General features: G+C 27.3%; 19 protein-coding genes. 10 read left to right on the forward strand and 9 right to left on the reverse strand.

Going from position 1 to position 16,981, the window contains the following annotated elements:
* Positions 1-50 precede the first annotated feature (50 nt).
* The 5 genes from ASKIR_RS05260 to ASKIR_RS05280 are packed head-to-tail and all read left to right on the forward strand — an operon-like array spanning position 51 to position 4,292.
* Positions 51-539 carry a lipocalin family protein gene (locus ASKIR_RS05260; protein ID WP_082946385.1) on the forward strand — a complete coding sequence of 163 codons (489 nt, stop codon included), beginning with the start codon at positions 51-53 and terminating at the stop codon, positions 537-539.
* A complete protein-coding gene (locus ASKIR_RS05265) occupies positions 536-1,774 on the forward strand; it encodes an NAD(P)/FAD-dependent oxidoreductase (protein WP_066351289.1) in 1,239 nt (412 codons plus the stop codon). The genes ASKIR_RS05260 and ASKIR_RS05265 overlap by 4 nt, the downstream gene beginning before the upstream one ends.
* Positions 1,775-2,539, forward strand: a complete 765-nt coding sequence (locus ASKIR_RS05270) for a DUF1365 domain-containing protein (RefSeq protein ID WP_066351288.1) — start codon at positions 1,775-1,777, stop codon at positions 2,537-2,539. It abuts the gene before it with no gap.
* Positions 2,540-2,541: 2 nt separating this feature from the next.
* On the forward strand, positions 2,542-3,768 hold the full coding sequence (locus ASKIR_RS05275) for an SAM-dependent methyltransferase (RefSeq protein ID WP_066351287.1): 1,227 nt from the start codon (positions 2,542-2,544) through the stop codon (positions 3,766-3,768).
* On the forward strand, positions 3,765-4,292 hold the full coding sequence (locus tag ASKIR_RS05280) for a DUF3833 domain-containing protein (protein WP_066351284.1): 528 nt from the start codon (positions 3,765-3,767) through the stop codon (positions 4,290-4,292). The genes ASKIR_RS05275 and ASKIR_RS05280 overlap by 4 nt, the downstream gene beginning before the upstream one ends.
* Positions 4,293-4,312: 20 nt before the next feature.
* On the opposite strand, the gene folP is transcribed toward ASKIR_RS05280, so the two are convergent.
* The 5 genes from folP to ASKIR_RS05305 are packed head-to-tail and all read right to left on the reverse strand — an operon-like array spanning position 4,313 to position 8,350.
* The gene (folP, locus tag ASKIR_RS05285; RefSeq protein ID WP_066351282.1) at positions 4,313-5,452 is read right to left on the reverse strand and encodes a dihydropteroate synthase; all 1,140 of its coding nucleotides are present in this window, start codon (positions 5,450-5,452) and stop codon (positions 4,313-4,315) included.
* Positions 5,449-6,072: a DNA polymerase III subunit delta' gene (locus ASKIR_RS05290; RefSeq protein WP_228137898.1), complete on the reverse strand. Its 624-nt coding sequence runs from the start codon at positions 6,070-6,072 to the stop codon at positions 5,449-5,451. Before ASKIR_RS05290 ends, folP begins: the two co-directional genes overlap by 4 nt.
* Positions 6,073-6,075: 3 nt before the next feature.
* Positions 6,076-6,627, reverse strand: coding sequence for a HobA family DNA replication regulator (locus ASKIR_RS05295; RefSeq protein ID WP_066351279.1), 552 nt, complete (start codon positions 6,625-6,627; stop codon positions 6,076-6,078).
* 2 nt (positions 6,628-6,629) lie between these two features.
* The gene (locus ASKIR_RS05300) at positions 6,630-7,841 is read right to left on the reverse strand and encodes an aspartate kinase (protein WP_066161274.1); all 1,212 of its coding nucleotides are present in this window, start codon (positions 7,839-7,841) and stop codon (positions 6,630-6,632) included.
* Between the two features lie 17 nt (positions 7,842-7,858).
* Entirely contained in the window at positions 7,859-8,350 is a 492-nt protein-coding gene (locus tag ASKIR_RS05305) for an RNA pyrophosphohydrolase (protein ID WP_066161273.1), read from the reverse strand.
* A 55-nt stretch (positions 8,351-8,405) separates the two neighbouring features.
* Between ASKIR_RS05305 and hemW the strand changes: the two genes are divergently transcribed.
* Genes hemW through ASKIR_RS05330 form a run of 5 tightly spaced genes read left to right on the forward strand, consistent with a single transcriptional unit; the run spans position 8,406 to position 13,170 of the window.
* Entirely contained in the window at positions 8,406-9,497 is a 1,092-nt protein-coding gene (gene hemW, locus ASKIR_RS05310; protein ID WP_115588353.1) for a radical SAM family heme chaperone HemW, read from the forward strand.
* Positions 9,498-9,510: 13 nt separating this feature from the next.
* Positions 9,511-10,362: a peptide chain release factor N(5)-glutamine methyltransferase gene (gene prmC, locus ASKIR_RS05315; protein WP_115588352.1), complete on the forward strand. Its 852-nt coding sequence runs from the start codon at positions 9,511-9,513 to the stop codon at positions 10,360-10,362.
* 11 nt (positions 10,363-10,373) lie between these two features.
* On the forward strand, positions 10,374-12,341 hold the full coding sequence (locus ASKIR_RS05320; RefSeq protein ID WP_115588351.1) for a M3 family metallopeptidase: 1,968 nt from the start codon (positions 10,374-10,376) through the stop codon (positions 12,339-12,341).
* A gap of 56 nt (positions 12,342-12,397) precedes the next feature.
* Complete coding sequence (locus ASKIR_RS05325; RefSeq protein ID WP_066161269.1) at positions 12,398-12,895, forward strand: coiled-coil domain-containing protein; 498 nt, start codon at positions 12,398-12,400, stop codon at positions 12,893-12,895.
* Positions 12,895-13,170, forward strand: a complete 276-nt coding sequence (locus ASKIR_RS05330) for a hypothetical protein (protein ID WP_115588350.1) — start codon at positions 12,895-12,897, stop codon at positions 13,168-13,170. The genes ASKIR_RS05325 and ASKIR_RS05330 overlap by 1 nt, the downstream gene beginning before the upstream one ends.
* Here the strand turns inward: ASKIR_RS05330 and ASKIR_RS05335 are convergent.
* From ASKIR_RS05335 to ASKIR_RS05350, 4 genes are all read right to left on the reverse strand, one after another.
* Positions 13,167-14,219 (reverse strand): tyrosine-type recombinase/integrase, encoded by a 1,053-nt coding sequence (locus tag ASKIR_RS05335; RefSeq protein WP_066161267.1) that lies wholly within the window; start codon positions 14,217-14,219, stop codon positions 13,167-13,169. The two genes, ASKIR_RS05330 and ASKIR_RS05335, sit on opposite strands and share 4 nt — an antisense overlap.
* A gap of 148 nt (positions 14,220-14,367) precedes the next feature.
* The gene (locus ASKIR_RS05340) at positions 14,368-15,441 is read right to left on the reverse strand and encodes a protein-glutamate methylesterase/protein-glutamine glutaminase (RefSeq protein ID WP_066351268.1); all 1,074 of its coding nucleotides are present in this window, start codon (positions 15,439-15,441) and stop codon (positions 14,368-14,370) included.
* A 20-nt stretch (positions 15,442-15,461) separates the two neighbouring features.
* Positions 15,462-16,136 (reverse strand): chemotaxis protein CheD, encoded by a 675-nt coding sequence (locus ASKIR_RS05345; protein WP_066351266.1) that lies wholly within the window; start codon positions 16,134-16,136, stop codon positions 15,462-15,464.
* Positions 16,133-16,978, reverse strand: coding sequence for a CheR family methyltransferase (locus ASKIR_RS05350; RefSeq protein ID WP_066161264.1), 846 nt, complete (start codon positions 16,976-16,978; stop codon positions 16,133-16,135). Before ASKIR_RS05350 ends, ASKIR_RS05345 begins: the two co-directional genes overlap by 4 nt.
* Positions 16,979-16,981 lie beyond the last annotated feature (3 nt).

The raw sequence follows: 16,981 nt of genomic DNA on the forward strand, positions 1-16,981 counted from the left end.
AAAACTATAGAAATTTATAATAAATTACTAAACTTAAATTAGGAGTTTAATTGAAAATTTTATTATTCATTTTCTTGTTTATATCTTTTTCATTTTCAAAAGATTCTATTGATAAAGTTAAATTTTCAGGTCTTTGGTATGAAATAGCAAGAGTTGAAAATAAATTTCAAACATCTTGTGTTGCATCAAGTGTTGAGTATGTACTAGAAGATGATGGAACTTATAATGTTTTTAATAGATGTTTTGAAAATGAATTAAATGGAAAATTAATAGAGTATAACGGTTTTGCAAAACTAGAAGATAATCAACTTTATATGAGATATTTTTTTATTTTTAGAAGTTCATATAAGATTGATTATATAAATGATTATAAAACAGCTGTTGTAGCAAATAGTGATTACTCAAATCTTTGGATTATGAGTAGAGCTCCTAGTATTAATAAAGATGAACTAGATAATATCTTAAAAGATTTAGAAAATAAGATGGATATTTCAAAATTGACTTTTACAAAACTTGACCCAAAAGGAAGATATAGATGAAAATAGCTGTTTTAGGAGCTGGAATAAGCGGACTTGGAAGTGCTTATATTTTAAGTAAAAAATATGATGTAGATCTTTATGAAAAAGAGAATAGATTAGGTGGACACGCTAGAACAACTCTTGTTCAAGAAGATGATAAATTTTTTGGAGTTGATACTGGGTTTTTGGTATTTAATTATGAAACTTATCCTCTTTTGACAAAGCTATTTAAAGAGCTTGATGTAAAAATAGAGAAATCTGATATGAGTTTTGCGTTTTGGGATATAGATAAAAATATAGCCTACAATGGTTCATCTTTAAAAGGGATGTTTGCTCAAAAAAGAAATCTATTCTCTTTTTCTCACTATCAAATGATAAATGATATTTTAGCTTTTAATAAAAAAGCAAACAGAGATTTAATGGTTGAATCAAAAGATTTAGATAAGACTTTAGGTGAATATATAAAAAATTATTCAAAAGCTTTTAAAAATAGATATCTTCTTCCAATGGGGGCTGCTATTTGGTCAACACCAAGCAGTGAGATGAATAACTTCCCAGCAAGAACATTTTTAAAGTTTTTTAAAAATCATGGACTTTTGGGAGTAACTACACATCATCAATGGCTTACTGTTTCAAATGGAAGTATAAATTATGTTGAAAAAATAAAAGATAAAATATCTGGCAAGATATTTTTAAACTCAGATGTTATAAAGATAAAAAGAGTTGAAAATGGTGTATATTTAATACATAAAGATGGTGGAAAAACTTTTTATGACAAAGTTATTTTAGCTATGCATGCACCTGAAGCTTTAGAGATTTTAGAAGATCCATCACCTAAAGAAGTTGAGATTTTAAGTACTTTTAAATATAAAGCAAATAGCGCTGTTTTACATAGTGATAATAATATCTTACATCCAAATAGAAAAATGTATGCAGCATGGAACTATACAAGCTCAAATATAGAAAATAAAGCTGTTACTTTAACTTATTGGATAAACTCTTTACAAAATTTAAAGACAAAAAAAGATTATTTTGTATCTTTAAATGAGACAAAAAGTATTAAAAATGTTATTGAAAACATATCATATGATCATCCTCAATTTGATTCAAAAGCAATTTTGATGCAAGATAGAAAAGATGAGATTTGTGGAGTTAATAATACTTATTATGCTGGTGCTTACTGGAGATATGGATTTCATGAAGATGGACTTTTAAGTGCTACAAAAGTTGCTTCAAAACTTATGTGTGAGTTTTAAATGCTAAATAATAGATCAAATCATAATATTTTTGAAGGAACAATTTATCATAAAAGATATCTTCCAAAAAAACATGAGTTTAAATATAATTTTTACCTTCTTGATATTGATGTTTTTGATTTAAAAAGTTTAGAAAATAAGATTTTTTCTATAAATAGTTTTAATTTAATGAGTTTAAAAAGTGTTGATCACTTTGGAAAAAGTAGAGATTTTATAAAAAACATAGAGGAGCTTTTAGAAAAATTTGATTTAAAAGCTAGTTCAAAGATGAGATTTTTAACACTTCCAAGAGTTTTAAACTTTGTTTTTAATCCAATTAGTGTGTTGGTTTTATTTGATGAAGAGAGTAATCCAAGGCATATTTTAGCTGAAGTTCATAATTACAATGGTGGAAGAGTTGTCTATTGTATAAAGCTTGAAAAAGATGAAAAAAATGCAAAATCATACTTTGGAGCTGTAAAAAAAGATATGTATGTATCTCCATTTTTTAAGTATGAAGGGGTTTATGAGTTTGAGCTAAAGTATGATGAACAAAAGCTATTTATAAAAATAGATTTATATGAAAATCAACAACACAAATTAACAGCAATTTTTAACTCAAAAGCAAAGCCTTATAGTTTTAAAAATATATTAAAAGTTTTTATAAGATATATGTTTAGCACTTTTTTAGTGGTAAGTAGAACATTTTATCATGCTTTTAGGCTTTATTTAAAGGGTTTAAAAATCTACTCTCCAAGAGATAATGACAAAATAAAAAGGTATTAAATATGAAAAAATTGTGGAATAAATTTGCAGATAACTTCTTTTCCAAGATTAAAATAGGAACATTAGAGGTTGTCTTTAAAGATAAAACAACAAAACTTTATGGCGAAAAAAAACTTGAAGATAAAATCACTTTAGAGATAAATAGTAATAGATTTTTTATAAAAACAGTTCTTTATGGAGATATTGGATTTGCTGAAAGTTTCATAGATAGAGATTTTGAGACTTCAAATCTTACAAAACTAATAGAACTTGCACTTTTAAATTCAAAATATCTTGGAATTACAAGCGAAAATGAAAAAAGAAAGCTTATTAACTTAATGCCATTTTTTAATAGATTTAAACATAGTTTAAGACGAAACTCAAAAACAAATGCAAGAAAAAATATCTCTGCTCACTATGATTTATCAAACGATTTTTACAAACTTATGCTTGATAAAACAATGATGTATTCAAGTGCAGTTTTTGAAAATAAAGATCAAGATTTATATGATGCTCAAAAAAACAAACTTGAAAAACTATCATCAAAACTAAATATTAAAGATGGTTCAAAAGTTTTAGAGATTGGCTCTGGATGGGGAGCTATGGCTATTCATTTAGCAAAAGATAAAAAATGTGATGTTACAACTGTAACATTAAGTGTTGAGCAAAAAAAACTTTGCAAAGAGAGATTTAAAAAAGAGGGTATTGAAGATAAAATCGATATTTTATTAAAAGATTATAGAGATTTAAAAGGAGAGTTTGATGCAATTATTGCTGTTGAGATGTTTGAAGCTGTTGGTAGGGAGTATTTTCATATATTCTTTAAAAAGTGTCAAGAGCTATTAAAACCAAGCGGTGTTTTGGTTTTACAAGTAATTACAATTCCAGATCAAAGATATAAAGCCTATTCAAAAGGTAGTGATTTTATACAAAAGTATATTTTCCCAGGTGGACATTTGCCAAGTATCTTAAAAATTTTAGAGACAACTTCTAAGCACACAAGACTTAATTTAAATCATCTTGAGGAGTTTACAGAACACTATGCTAAAACTTTGAATATTTGGCATGAAAATTTTGAGAATAATTTAGATGAAGTTAAAAAGCTAGGATTTGATGACTATTTTATAAGAATGTGGAAAATGTATCTAAACTATTGTGAAGCTGGATTTTTAACAAGAAATATAAATCTTCATCAACTAGTTTTTACAAGAGATCAAAATATATATTTAAATAAAGGATTAATCGCATGAAAAATTTATTATTAGTTTTTATAACAACAATTTTATTAACAGGATGTGCAAGTATGAAAATAGAAGATTTTAACAATACAAAACCAGAGTTTATTCCTCAAGAGTATTTTAATGGAAAATTAAGAGCTTATGGAATCGTAAAAGATAGAAGCGGAAAGATTATTAGAAGTTTCAAAGGAGAGATGATTGGTTCTTGGGATAAAAATGGTATTGGAACTTTAGATGAGTTTTTTGTTTATGATGATGGTGAAGAGATGAAAAGAGTTTGGACTCTAAAACCAATTGAAAATAAAAAATTTATAGCAACTGCTAATGATATAGTAGGAGAAAGCTCTATGATTGCAAATGGAAATACAGTTATGATTGATTATGTTATGAGAACTCCATATAAAAGCTCAACTATTGATTTAAGTGTGCAAGATTGGTTGCATCTACAAGATGATGGTGTAATTATTAATCACTCAAAAATGAAAAAATTTGGATTTGTGGTTGGAGAGTTGGTAATTACAATAATTAAAGAGTAAAAACTAGAAGCGATATAGAATTAATTAATATTCTGTATTGCTTCAAAAACTTTAATTGCTTGAAAATGCTCTTTAACATCATGACATCTAATAATAGATGCACCATTTCTAAGAGATTCTAAATGAATTGATAAAGTTCCTGGGAGTCTGTCTGAAACTTCTGTTGGAGTTATCATATTTATCATAGATTTTCTACTAGCTCCAATTAAAAGTTCATATCCAAAATGTTTAAAATGTTCTAAATTTTTTAGTAAAAGTAGGTTGTGCTTTAAAGTTTTTCCAAAACCAATTCCAACATCTAAAACTATATCCTCAACTCCAAAACTTTTTGCTTTTTCAACTCTTTGTTTAAAAAAGTCATCAATTTCAACTATTACATCTTCATAAAAAGGATCTTCTTGCATATTTGTTTGATTATTTTGCATATGCATAATAACTGCTTGTGCACTGTATTTTGCAGTAAGTTTACAAACTTCATCATTTTCTAAACCTGTAATATCATTTACTATTTTAAATCCATGATCTAAAACATACTCTATTACTTTTGGTTCATAAGAGTCAATAGAGAAATCAACTTTTTCAAAATATCTATTTTTATATATTGTTTGAACAATATCTTTGATTCTATTTAACTCTTCGTCAGAACTTACAGGTAAACTTCCAGGACGGCTTGAAACTGCCCCAATATCAATTATATTTGCACCATCTTCAATCATTTTTTCAATTTTAAAAGATGCTTGAGAGTTATCAAATCTACTATTTTTAAAAAATGAGTCTTCATTTGCATTTAAAACACCCATGATTTTTGTAGAGTATTTTTGCTCTTTTACAAAATCTTTTAAAACTTTTGCTAACTCTTTCAATCCAAAAGGTTGTGCTAACTCTTTTCTTGCAAGTGTTTCAAAATGTTTTGTAGTTCCTATTAAAAGAGCATCAACATATTTTTCTTTTGCAATTATAACTCCTCTTGGAACTGCTAAATCAGCACCAATAGATAAGGCATCTTGTTTTAAAATATTTGCAGCTCCAACATGTAAATTTTTTATAAATAGTGTGTGCACTTTAGCTTTTTTTGACATAATCTTAATACCACCACTATCACATTGTAGATTTTCTAAAAAATTATTTATATCTTCTAAGGATAGTTTATAAGCTTTCATTGTCTCTCTTTTTCTAAAATTGTAAGTAGTAGATATGCTAGAATTGGAGCTGGTCTTGAGTTTAAATTTAAAAGAGTTATTGCTTTTGAAAAACTCTCTAGCTCATCTTCGTTTAAACTAATTTTATCTTTGTTTATTTTCAATACTAGCTTTCCAACAAGTTTTATAGCTTCATCTTTTGAAATTCTTTGATTCTCTTTAACAAAATTATAAAGAGTTTTTAAATCCAAATATTTTAAATCTAAATCTATATCCTCTTCCAAAACAGATTGTTTTAGATTTTTATATAAAAGTCTTGAGTGAATTGTAGGTAATATTGAACTTTTTGATTCTACAAGAATAATAAAAACAATATTTAAAGGTGGTTCTTCTAAAACTTTCAATAAAGCATTTTGAGCTTCACTTCTAAATGTTGCTCCACATAAAAATATATATTTTGTCTCATTTGTAGCAATATATGCCTCTTTTATTGCATTTTGAGCATCAACTATTTGAAACTCATTTTTTTCACTATTTTTTATAACTCTTGTAAAGTGGCTTGGATAAAAAGCCAATATCTCCTCAAGAGATGTATCTATACTATTTACAACTAAAATAGATGATCTTTGTAGTGGATGCAAAATTTAATTCTCTACATTTATTTGTGCAAAAAGTGCTGCACTAATTGTTTTATTATATAATCTAAACATCTGAAGAAGTTTTATATCAAGCTCCTCATCATTTGATTTTAGATTTATTGCACCTTGTCTCTCTTCATCAAATATCCACAAAAAAGAACTCTTTGTAACTTTTGCTAAAGTTGCCCTTGGATCTTGACTTTTGCCAATATACCAAAAACAGTAGCCATTTGGAAAAGATATTTTTAACATATCTTTTATGTTTGAAATATCCTCTTCTGAACGAATACTATTTATATTTTTAAAAAATGCTCTAAAATCATAGTATGGCAAAAAAGGTCTATTATATTTTGTTAGATTTATATTTGATAAAATGTAGTTTAAAAACCACTCTCTATCGCTATCTGTGATAATTAATACAGAGAAGTTTTTATCCAGTACGTTTATAATATTTTTTGACACCAAAGGAGTCCATTCAAATTTTTTCTCCTCTAGCCAAGGCGAGATTATTTTATCTTGCCTTATTGTATCAACTGTCCAGTTTAAAAACTCTTGCACTTTTATTTATCCAGCTCATATGCATCATGAAGTGCACGAACAGCAAGTTCTGCATATTTTTCATCAATAATCATAGATATTTTAATCTCACTTGTAGAGATAATTCTAATATTTATATTTTCATTTGCCATAGCTGTAAATGCTTTTGAAGCAACTCCTGTATGAGATTTCATACCAACTCCAACTATTGAAACTTTACAAATAGCCTCATTATAATCAATATTTTTAGCTTGAGGTTTAAACTGTTCCATAACTTTTTTACAAAGTTCTAAATCTGTTGTTGGAACTGTAAAGTCTAAATCTGTTGTTCCATCAAGACCTCTTGTTTGAACTATCATATCAACATTTATATTTGCATCTGCAAGAGCTGTAAAAATTGCACTAGCAACACCTGGTTTGTCAACAACACCATACATTCCAACTCTAACTTGATTTTTATCTAAAGCTATTCCGCTTACTATTGGTTTTTCCATAATTTCCTCTTCATTTGTTATTAATGTTCCTTCAACTTCAGGAGTGAAGCTACTTCTTGATACTAAATTTACATTTAACTTTTTTGCCATCTCAACAGATCTATTTTGTAATACTTTTGCACCTAAACTTGCAAGTTCTAGCATCTCATCATAAGATATTTTTTTTAATTTTTTAGCCTTTGGTTCAATTCGTGGATCTGTTGTATAAATACCATCAACATCTGTATAAATCTCACAAACATCAGCATTAATAGCACCTGCAATTGCAACAGCAGATAAGTCACTTCCACCTCGACCAAGTGTTGTTACTCTTGAACCATCAAGTGTAACTCCTTGAAATCCAGCAACTATGATTGTATTTCCATCTTTTAAAGCTTGCTTCATCTTTGTTGTATCAATTTTTTCAATTTTTGCTTTTGTGTGAGTTGCTGTTGTCATAATACCAGCTTCTCTTCCTGTCATTGAAATAGCTTTATATCCAATACTATTTAATGCAATTGAAAGTAGGGCTGAAGTAACTCTTTCACCTGAACTTAAAAGCATATCAAGCTCTCTTGAATCTGGAGTTTTGCTATAGTATTCAGCATACTCTATTAGCTTATTTGTCTCTCCACTCATTGCTGAAACAATTGCAATAACATCATGACCTTCATCTTTTATCTTTTTGATAATCTGTGCAACATTAGCAATTCTTTCAAGCGTACCAACACTTGTACCACCAAATTTTAAAACTTTTAACATCTATTTTCATCCTTCATTTAAATATATCCCTCTTGCTTAAAATATTTCAAAACCTGTTTATATACAGTTCTTTTGAAAAAAGTTATATGATTATAAATATCTTCTGTAGATACAAATTTATACTCACTAAACTCAGGAGTGTGAGTATTTATATCTATTTTAGCTCCTTTTTTTAATTTAACCAAATAGTATTTTTGCTTTTGCCCATCAAAAGGATACATTTTTTGGGCTATTACAGGTGGAAAAAGATATGATACCCAATCTGGATATTCAGCAATTATTTCAACCTCTTTTGTTCCAATCTCCTCTTCAAGTTCACGAAACAGAGCATCTTTTGAACTCTCACCCTCGTCAATTCCTCCTTGAGGAAATTGCCAAGCATTATTTATATCAACTCTTGAAGCGATAAAAATTTCACACTTTTGTGGATATTTAGAAGATAGTATAATTGCTGCTACATTTGGTCTTAAATTTTTTTTCTCTTTTTCATTCTCTTTTTTATTAGCCATAAATCTATTTTTCCTTATAATAAGAGCGATATTTTATAGAATATAGGATTAAAAATTGCTTTTATATATACATATACCTTTTTGTGATAGCAAATGTTTTTACTGTGCATTTAACTCATATACTTCAAAGTCAAATCTGAAAGAAAACTATATGAAAGCTCTAAAAATTCAGCTTGAAAATAATATTAACAGACATTTAAGAGATAAAAATAGAAAACTAAAAACGGTTTTTATTGGTGGAGGAACTCCATCAACTATAAAACCATCTTTATTTAAAGATATTTTTGATTTATTAAAACCATACATAGAAGATAGTTGTGAAATTACAAGTGAAGCTAATCCAAACTCTGCAACACAAGATTGGCTTCAAGGAATGTATGATTTAGGTGTAAATAGAATTAGTTTTGGAGTTCAAAGTTTTGATGATAAAAAGTTAAAAACATTAGGAAGAAATCATAATAGAGATAATGCTATTAAAGCTATACAAAATGCAAAATGTATAGGTTTTAATGGTATTAATTGCGATATAATTTATGGTGTTCAAAATGATAGTTTCGAAAGTTTAAAAAAGGATTTTGATACAATTTTAGAGTTAGAAGTTGAGCATATAAGTGCATACTCTTTGATAATTGAAAAAGATACAAAATTCTTTTTAGAGGAAAAAGAGCTTCAAAAAAGAAGCAGAAGCTTAAAGATTGATGATGAAGATTTATCTTATGAGATTTTTGAATATCTAAAAAATATAGGATTTAATCAATATGAGATTGCAAATTTTGCAAAAGAGAGCAAATATGAATCAAAGCATAACTACGGATACTGGAGTCACAATGAGTATTTAGGAGTTGGTGCTGGAGCTGTTGCTTTTATTGATAAACAAAGAGAGTATTCACAAAAAAGTATAGAGGACTATATTGCAAATCCTTTATTAGTTGATATTGAAAAATTAACAAATGAAGATATAAAAAGCGAAAAGGTTTTGTTAGGTTTTAGATGTAAGTTTGGTGTAGATTTAGAAATATTTACAAATAGTGAACTTAGAAAAATAGAAGATTTATTAGAGATAAATAGAGTTTGTATATCTGAAAATAGGGTTTACAATAATAATTTTCTATTAGCAGATGAGTTAGCTTTATATATTTTAGATTAAAAGGTTAATAAAAATGACAATAAAAGAGTGCGTAAAAAAATACGCAATATATTTAAAAGATATTACACATATTCCAGCAAAAGAGGTTGAGATATTAATAATGCATTTGTTGGAAAAAAATGTAATTTGGTTACATCTTAACTATGATAATAGTTTTACAAAACTAGAAGAGTTAGAAAAATTAGTAAAAAAAAGAGCTACAAATTTTCCTTTGGAGTATATTACAAATAGAGCATCTTTTTATGGAGAGAGTTTTATTGTGCAAGAGGGTGTTTTAATACCAAGACCAGAGACAGAACTTTTAGTTGATAATGCAAAAGATATCATAGAGTTTGAATTAAAAAATGTAGAAAAATACAAAGATAAACCCATAAAAGTTTTAGAAATAGGTACAGGAAGCGGGATAATATCTGTAATGCTAGCAATACTGATTGATAATATTGAGATAACAGCTGTTGATATAAATGAAAAGGCTCTATCTTTAGCTAGTAGAAATGCTAAAAAATTAAATGTAGATCACAAAATTGATTTTATACATAGTAATTTATTTGAAAATGTTAAAGAAAATGATATTTTTATGGTTATTTCAAATCCACCATATATAAAAAATAGTTATGTTTTACCAAAAAATGTTTCATTTGAACCTAAAAATGCTCTTTTTGGTGGTGAAATTGGAGATGAGCTATTAAAAGATATTATAAAAAACACATTTATAAGAAAAATTCCATATTTACTTTGTGAGATGGGTTATGATCAAAAGAGTCCTTTAGAGGAGTATTTTAAAGAGTTTAGTGTAGAATTCTATGAATTTTACAAAGATTATGAAAAATTTGATAGAGGTTTTACTCTAAAATTTAAATATTAAAAAGGATAAAAATGTTTCAAGAATTTAAATTAGAAAACTTTGAGAACTCTAGCAAAGAGTTAGAAAAGTTATTGGATATTAGCAGAAATAAAATAGAAGAGCTTTTAAAAATAGAGAATAAAACATACAAAAACTTTGTTACTTTATTTCAAGAAATAGGGGAGGATATTAACGAATTTATAACTCCTATATTTCATATCGATTCTGTAAAGAATTCAAAAATAACTTCAAAAGTGCATGAAGAGTGCCTTCCTATTATCTCTAAATATGAAAGTGAGATAAGTCAAAATGAAAATATTTATAGTGCTTTAAAAGATATACAGTTTAAAGAAAAAAGTACTTTAAATGATATACAAAATAAAGTGCTTGAAAATGAGATTAGAGAGTTTGAATTATCAGGTTGTCAATTAGAAAATAATAAAAAGAAAAGACTTGAAGAGATAAATTTAACGCTTAGTGAGCTGTCACATAAATTTTCACAAAATCTTTTAAATGCTACAAATAGTTATGAACTTATAGTTGAAAATTTTGAAGATGTAAAAGAGTTGCCAGAATCTGATTTAGAATTGGCAAAATTTGATGATAATGGAACTACTAAATATAAGTTTACTTTACATATGCCATCTTACATTGCATATATGACATATGGAACATCAAGAGATAAAAGAGAACAACTTTACAAAGCATATACAACAAGAGCTAGTGAAAATGGTAAATTAATAGAAGAGATATTAGCTTTAAGATATGAAGAGGCACAAATATTAGGTTTTAAAAATTATGCTTCTTTATCTTTAGCTACAAAAATGGCTAAAAACGAAGATGAAGTTATATCTTTTTTAGAAAATTTAGGTAAAAAAGCAAAAGAGAAAGCAAAAAAAGAGTTAGAAGAGGTTAAATCTTTAGCTTTAAAAGATGGTATAAAAGATTTTAGACCAAGTGATTTAGCTTATTACTCTGAGAAGCTAAAAAAAGCTCAATATGATATTGACGAAGAGTACTATAGACCTTATTTTGAGCAAAACTCAGTTTTAAAAGGTTTTTTTGACTTTTTAGAGCAGATGTTTGAAGTTAAATTCACAAAAACAGATGCTTTAACTTGGGATGAGAAAGTTCAAGTTTACAATTTAAATGAAAATGGAAAAATTATTGGAAGAATTTATATAGATTTAGAGTCAAGAAAAGATAAAAGAGGTGGTGCTTGGATGAATAATTGGCACTCTTATTATATAGATTCAAATGGTGATACAAAGCTTCCAACAGCTTATATAGTTGGAAATTTTCCACAATCTACAAAAGATATTCCATCTTTATTAAGACATAGCGATGTTGTAACTTTGTTTCATGAGATGGGACATGCTTTGCACCATCTATTAAGTAAAGTAGCAGAGGTAAATGTAAGTGGAATTGCTGGAGTTACTTGGGATACAGTAGAGTTTCCATCACAATTTTTAGAGTACTTCTCTTATGATAGAGATGTTTTAAAATTATTCGCAAAACATTACAAATCTGGTGAAACTTTGGATGATGAAGCTATAAATAGATTAATAAAAGCTAGAAATTTTCAATCATCTATGGCAACAGTAAGACAAATTGAGTTTGCATTGTTTGACTTTAAACTACATCAAAAGCTATACAAAACAGAAAAAGAGGTTCAAGATTTATTAAATCAAATTAGAGAAGAGTTTGCAGTAGTTATTCCACCATCTTATAATAAGTTTCAAAATGGATTTTCTCATATATTTTCAGGTGGATATAGTGCAGGGTATTACTCATACAAATGGGCAGAAGTACTTAGTGCAGATGCTTTTTATATGTTTATAGAGTCTGGAAATATATTTAATAAAGAATTAGGTTTAAAATATAAAAATACAATTTTAAGCAAAGGAGGATCTTATAATATGGATAAACTTTTTTATGATTTTGCACAAAGAGAACCAAAAGTTGATTCTCTACTAAAAATTGATGGAATTATTAGCTAAGTTTTGTAATAATATGCTTTTAGAATTTTTATATAAGTAATAAAGGATTTAAAGCTATGACAAATACAGAAACAATTTCAAAATTAAATAGTGCATTAAATAGATTAATGGATGCTTACCAAGAGCTTCAAAAAGAGAATGAGGAGCTAAAAGTTAATCTTGAAGCAGCAAATAGTGAATTAGTATCTGTAAAAGATGAAAATAGCTCTTTACTATTAAAAGTTAATGAGTTAAAAAGTAATACAGAAGATGATAAAGAGACAATCTCTACAATGCTAGGACAAATTGAAAATATTTTAAGTAGAGGTAGTAAAACATCTTCTGATACAAAAATAGATAATAAAGATACTATTGAGGATGATAAAGAGATAGTCTCGCAAGTTGAAGAGTTTTTGGAAGATAAATTAGATGAGAGTAATCATAATTCTAACTCATCTGAGAATAATAATCTATTAAGTTTTACTCCTGAGCAAAAAGAGGAGCCAAAAAAAGATAGCAATAAGTTGGATTTAAATGATGAGAGACTATCTTCACTTCTTGGAATTATGCAATAATGATAAAACAAATAGAGAAGAATGATCTATTTTCTATATTTAATATAGAAAATTTTCTCCATTTAGAAACCATAATAGATAATTTCTCTCCATCTTTAACTGAATATCATCTTGAAACTTTTTTTTCAAATAGTGAGATTGAGAGCTTTTTAAATAAAAGAAATATACAAAATAGCTTAAATATAGGCTCTTTTAGCCTATATTTAGATTATGATGAAAATATATATTTAGAATCATTTGAAAATAACTTAAGTGATGAAGCTACACTTTTTTAAAATATATCTGTAGTTTTTCTAAGTCTCTCTTTGTCAAAATGTGTATAAATACGGCTTGTATTTATATCTGAGTGACCTAGAGCTTCTTGAACTAATATTAAATCATGATGCTTTTGGTACAAAAGTGTTGCAAAACTATGCCTTAACATATGTGCTCCATTTTTCTCTTTTCTAATCCCAGCACTTATTAAAATATTTTCTACAATTCTACTAACATATGCTTGAGTTAATCTATCTCCTTTTTGATTACAAACTAAAAGATCAGTATCGCTTATTCTTGTATCTAACCAGTTTTTTAAATCATACTCAATAATATGCTTTTTTATCATTACAACTCTTGGTTTGTTACCTTTACCTCTAATTTGTAACATATAAACATCATTTTCATTAAAAATATCCTTTATTTTTAAATTTAAAACTTCACTAACCCTAACACCTGTGTATATAATAATTTTTATAATAAGGCGATTTCTATATCCAGTATTTTCTGAAAACTCAAATTTTTCAATAGCATCTAAAAATCTATCAATCTCATCTTTATTCATAAAAGAGGGCAGTTTTGTACCACTTTTACCACTTAATCCACCCCAATTTTTAAGCTCTATTTTAAACAGATATGAACTTCCATCTTCATTTTCATTCTGTTTATCAATGTAGGAGAAAAAAGATAGTAGGGCAATTCTATGATTTTTTTTAGTAGCATCCGACAAAGAGCTTGTTTCTGTAGCTAAAAAATCACTTAATAACTCTTCATCAATCTCTTTCATTGATGCTAAACCTAAATTTGTTGTATATTTGTATAGCTTTAAAAGAGGGTTAAAGTATGTATTTATTCCACTTAAACCTATATTTCTAGCATCTTTTACTAATAACTCTAATTCATCTATAGATTTTATCCCTTTGGCTAAAGTCTGCAATATTGTTGCTAATCTATCTTTTTGTATAACTTGTCTATTTGAGAGATTTGTTAATTTATTTCTTATAAATCTCTCCATCCAAAAAAGTAGAGTATCTTGAAAACTATTTTTGAAATCTAAATCATATCTCATAATTTACCTTTATATTTAAATGCTAATGAATTTTATAAAAGAGTATATCAAAATAGATATTAGTTTTAGTTTGAAAATTATAGTTTTCAATACTAAAACAAAAACATATAGTCAAATTAAATAGATTTCTATATGTTTTATAAGTTCACTATTTACGCTTTCCTCTTGAAAAATCAATTATGTATTGTGCAATATCATCTAGATGTATTATATCTTTAACAGAACCTGCTTGTATAGCTTTCATAGGCATTCCAAAAACAACACAGCTAGCCTCATTTTGAGCTACTGTATAAGCACCATTATCAAATAACTCTTTCATAGCAATAGTTCCATCATCTCCCATTCCAGTCATCATAACAGCCATAGCAGATCCACCTACACTATTATTTACAGACCTAAAAAGAACATCAACACTAGGTTTATGTTGACTTACCTTTTTTGTATCAAGAAGTTTTGTTCTTAACTCATTTCCATACTTTTCAATTGTTAGATGCATATTTCCAGGAGCCAAATAAGCATGCCCTCTTTTTAATATCATTCCATCTTTTGCTTCACATACATCAACATCTGAATGATCATTTAATCTTTGTGCAAAAGAGCTGGAAAATCCATATGGTATATGTTGAGTTATTAAAATTGGTGGTAAATCATTTGGTAATTTACTAAATACTCTTAATAGCGACTCAACTCCACCTGTTGATGAACCAATTGCTATTAATTTTTGCCCACCAAAAGGAGCTGCTCTTAAAGGAATAACTTCATCTGGGTGTACCTTATAATCTACATTTGTAGTTTGAGTATAGTTTTTCTTTTTAGCTTGAGGTTTTTTAAGTGTATACCTTTTTAGTAAGAATGTAAGACTTAGCAAAGTATCTTTTATTCTTGATTCAAACGATTTCATACTTTCACCAGTTGATGGTTTTGGAATAAATCCAACAGCTCCATCATCAAAAATATCACTTCCTCTAACACTCTCTCCTGATATTACAACAGCTGGCATAGGGTGAAGTCTCATTAGATTTCTTAAAAAAGTTACGCCATCCATCTTTGGCATATTTATATCTATAGTTACCAAATCAGGCTCATACTCTTTTATTTTTTCTCTAGCTTCATAAGCATCATTTGCTACATCAACTACTTCAAACTCATCTATTGAATTTATCATATCTTTTAAAATTCTTCTCATTGAAGCTGAATCATCTATTATTAATACTGTATACATATATTATAATCCTAAATATTTTAAAAAAGCTCAATTTCCATTTTTGGTTCAAGCTTTTTATTATTTTTGTTAAAAAGTTCAATCGCACTTGGGTACTCTTTAATAACTGGTGCTTTAGTAATTTCAACTTGTAATGATTTTTCACTAGAAGCAATTTTACTATCTGTTTCAGTTTTTTGAGTAACTTTAATAAATGTTTCAAAATTATTTGCAAGAAGTATCAATCTTCCATGAGTTCCTCTTGTATGCTCAGAGATAATTCTAAAGCCCTCTTTTTGGCAAAACTCTTGAGCAAACTCAACATTTCTAGATCCTATTGAGTTTTTTAAATTCAAATTCATAATATCAGCTCCACCTGATATTTTAGCAACAATATCTGATTTTAAGCACCCTAGTTTATACATCTCATTTAGCATTGCTTCGACAGAGTAAAGTCCATATTTCATATCATAAATTTTGTCACTAGTGTTAGGAAGTAAAAAGTGATTCATACTCTTTATCTTTTTTTTTCTATCGTAAAACATTAAAGCAACACAAGAGCCTAAAAGGGTCTTTAATGCTATGTTTTTATCATCTGCTACTACTGCAAACTCTCCACCTAAAACAGTATAAGTATCATAACCTTTTATTTTTTGTGATATGGATGAAGATGGAACTTTTTCTATAGAACCATCTTTTTTACCCACAATAATCATATTATCTCTTTCTCTTTAATAAAAATATTTTGACCTACTCTTTTTACATAATTTATTAAATCCTGTGGATTCTCAGAATGACCAAGATATAATGTCCCACCAATTTTTAAATATTTAAATATTTTTTTTAGAATAATATTTTGATCTTCTGCTGAAAAATATATAAGTACATTTCTGCAAAAGATAACATCGAACTGATTTTTAGAAAATGGGTAGTTTGTATCATTTAGATTTAACATTCCAAAACTAATTAATCTTTTTAATTCATCATTCACTTTTATCAAGATCTCTTCGCTTGTAAGTGTTTTTTGAACTCTTCTTTTAAAATATTTTTGAGGTTTTATCCAGTCTGGAAACTCTTTCTCGGCTTTACTATATCTGTATATTCCATCGGCTGCATATTGAAGAACATTTGTATCAATATCGGTTGCTATGATATTTGCTTTTATATTTGAATTTAAAATACTATTCGCTTCAAATATAGTCATTGCAATTGAATAAGGCTCTTCACCAGTTGATGCTGCTGAAGACCAAATTGATATTTGATTATTTGAGTTTACAAAATTAGGCAGAACTCTATCCCTTAAATCTTCAAAATGAAAATCTTCACGAAAAAAGTGTGTCTTATTTGTAGTAAATGTATTAATAAACTCAGTTACATTTTGCCCATTTTCAACAGAGTTTAAAAGCTCCATAATATCACCATAATTATTACAATTTCTTTTTAATTTATCAATTCTATTAGAAATCATAATATCTTTATTATCTGTAAGTGTAATACCAGTTAGAGAATAAAGAATCTTTTTTATTCTATTGTGAACATCTTGTGTTGTGTATCGCATATC

The organism is Aliarcobacter skirrowii CCUG 10374 (assembly GCF_003544835.1).
Taxonomy (GTDB): domain Bacteria; phylum Campylobacterota; class Campylobacteria; order Campylobacterales; family Arcobacteraceae; genus Aliarcobacter; species Aliarcobacter skirrowii.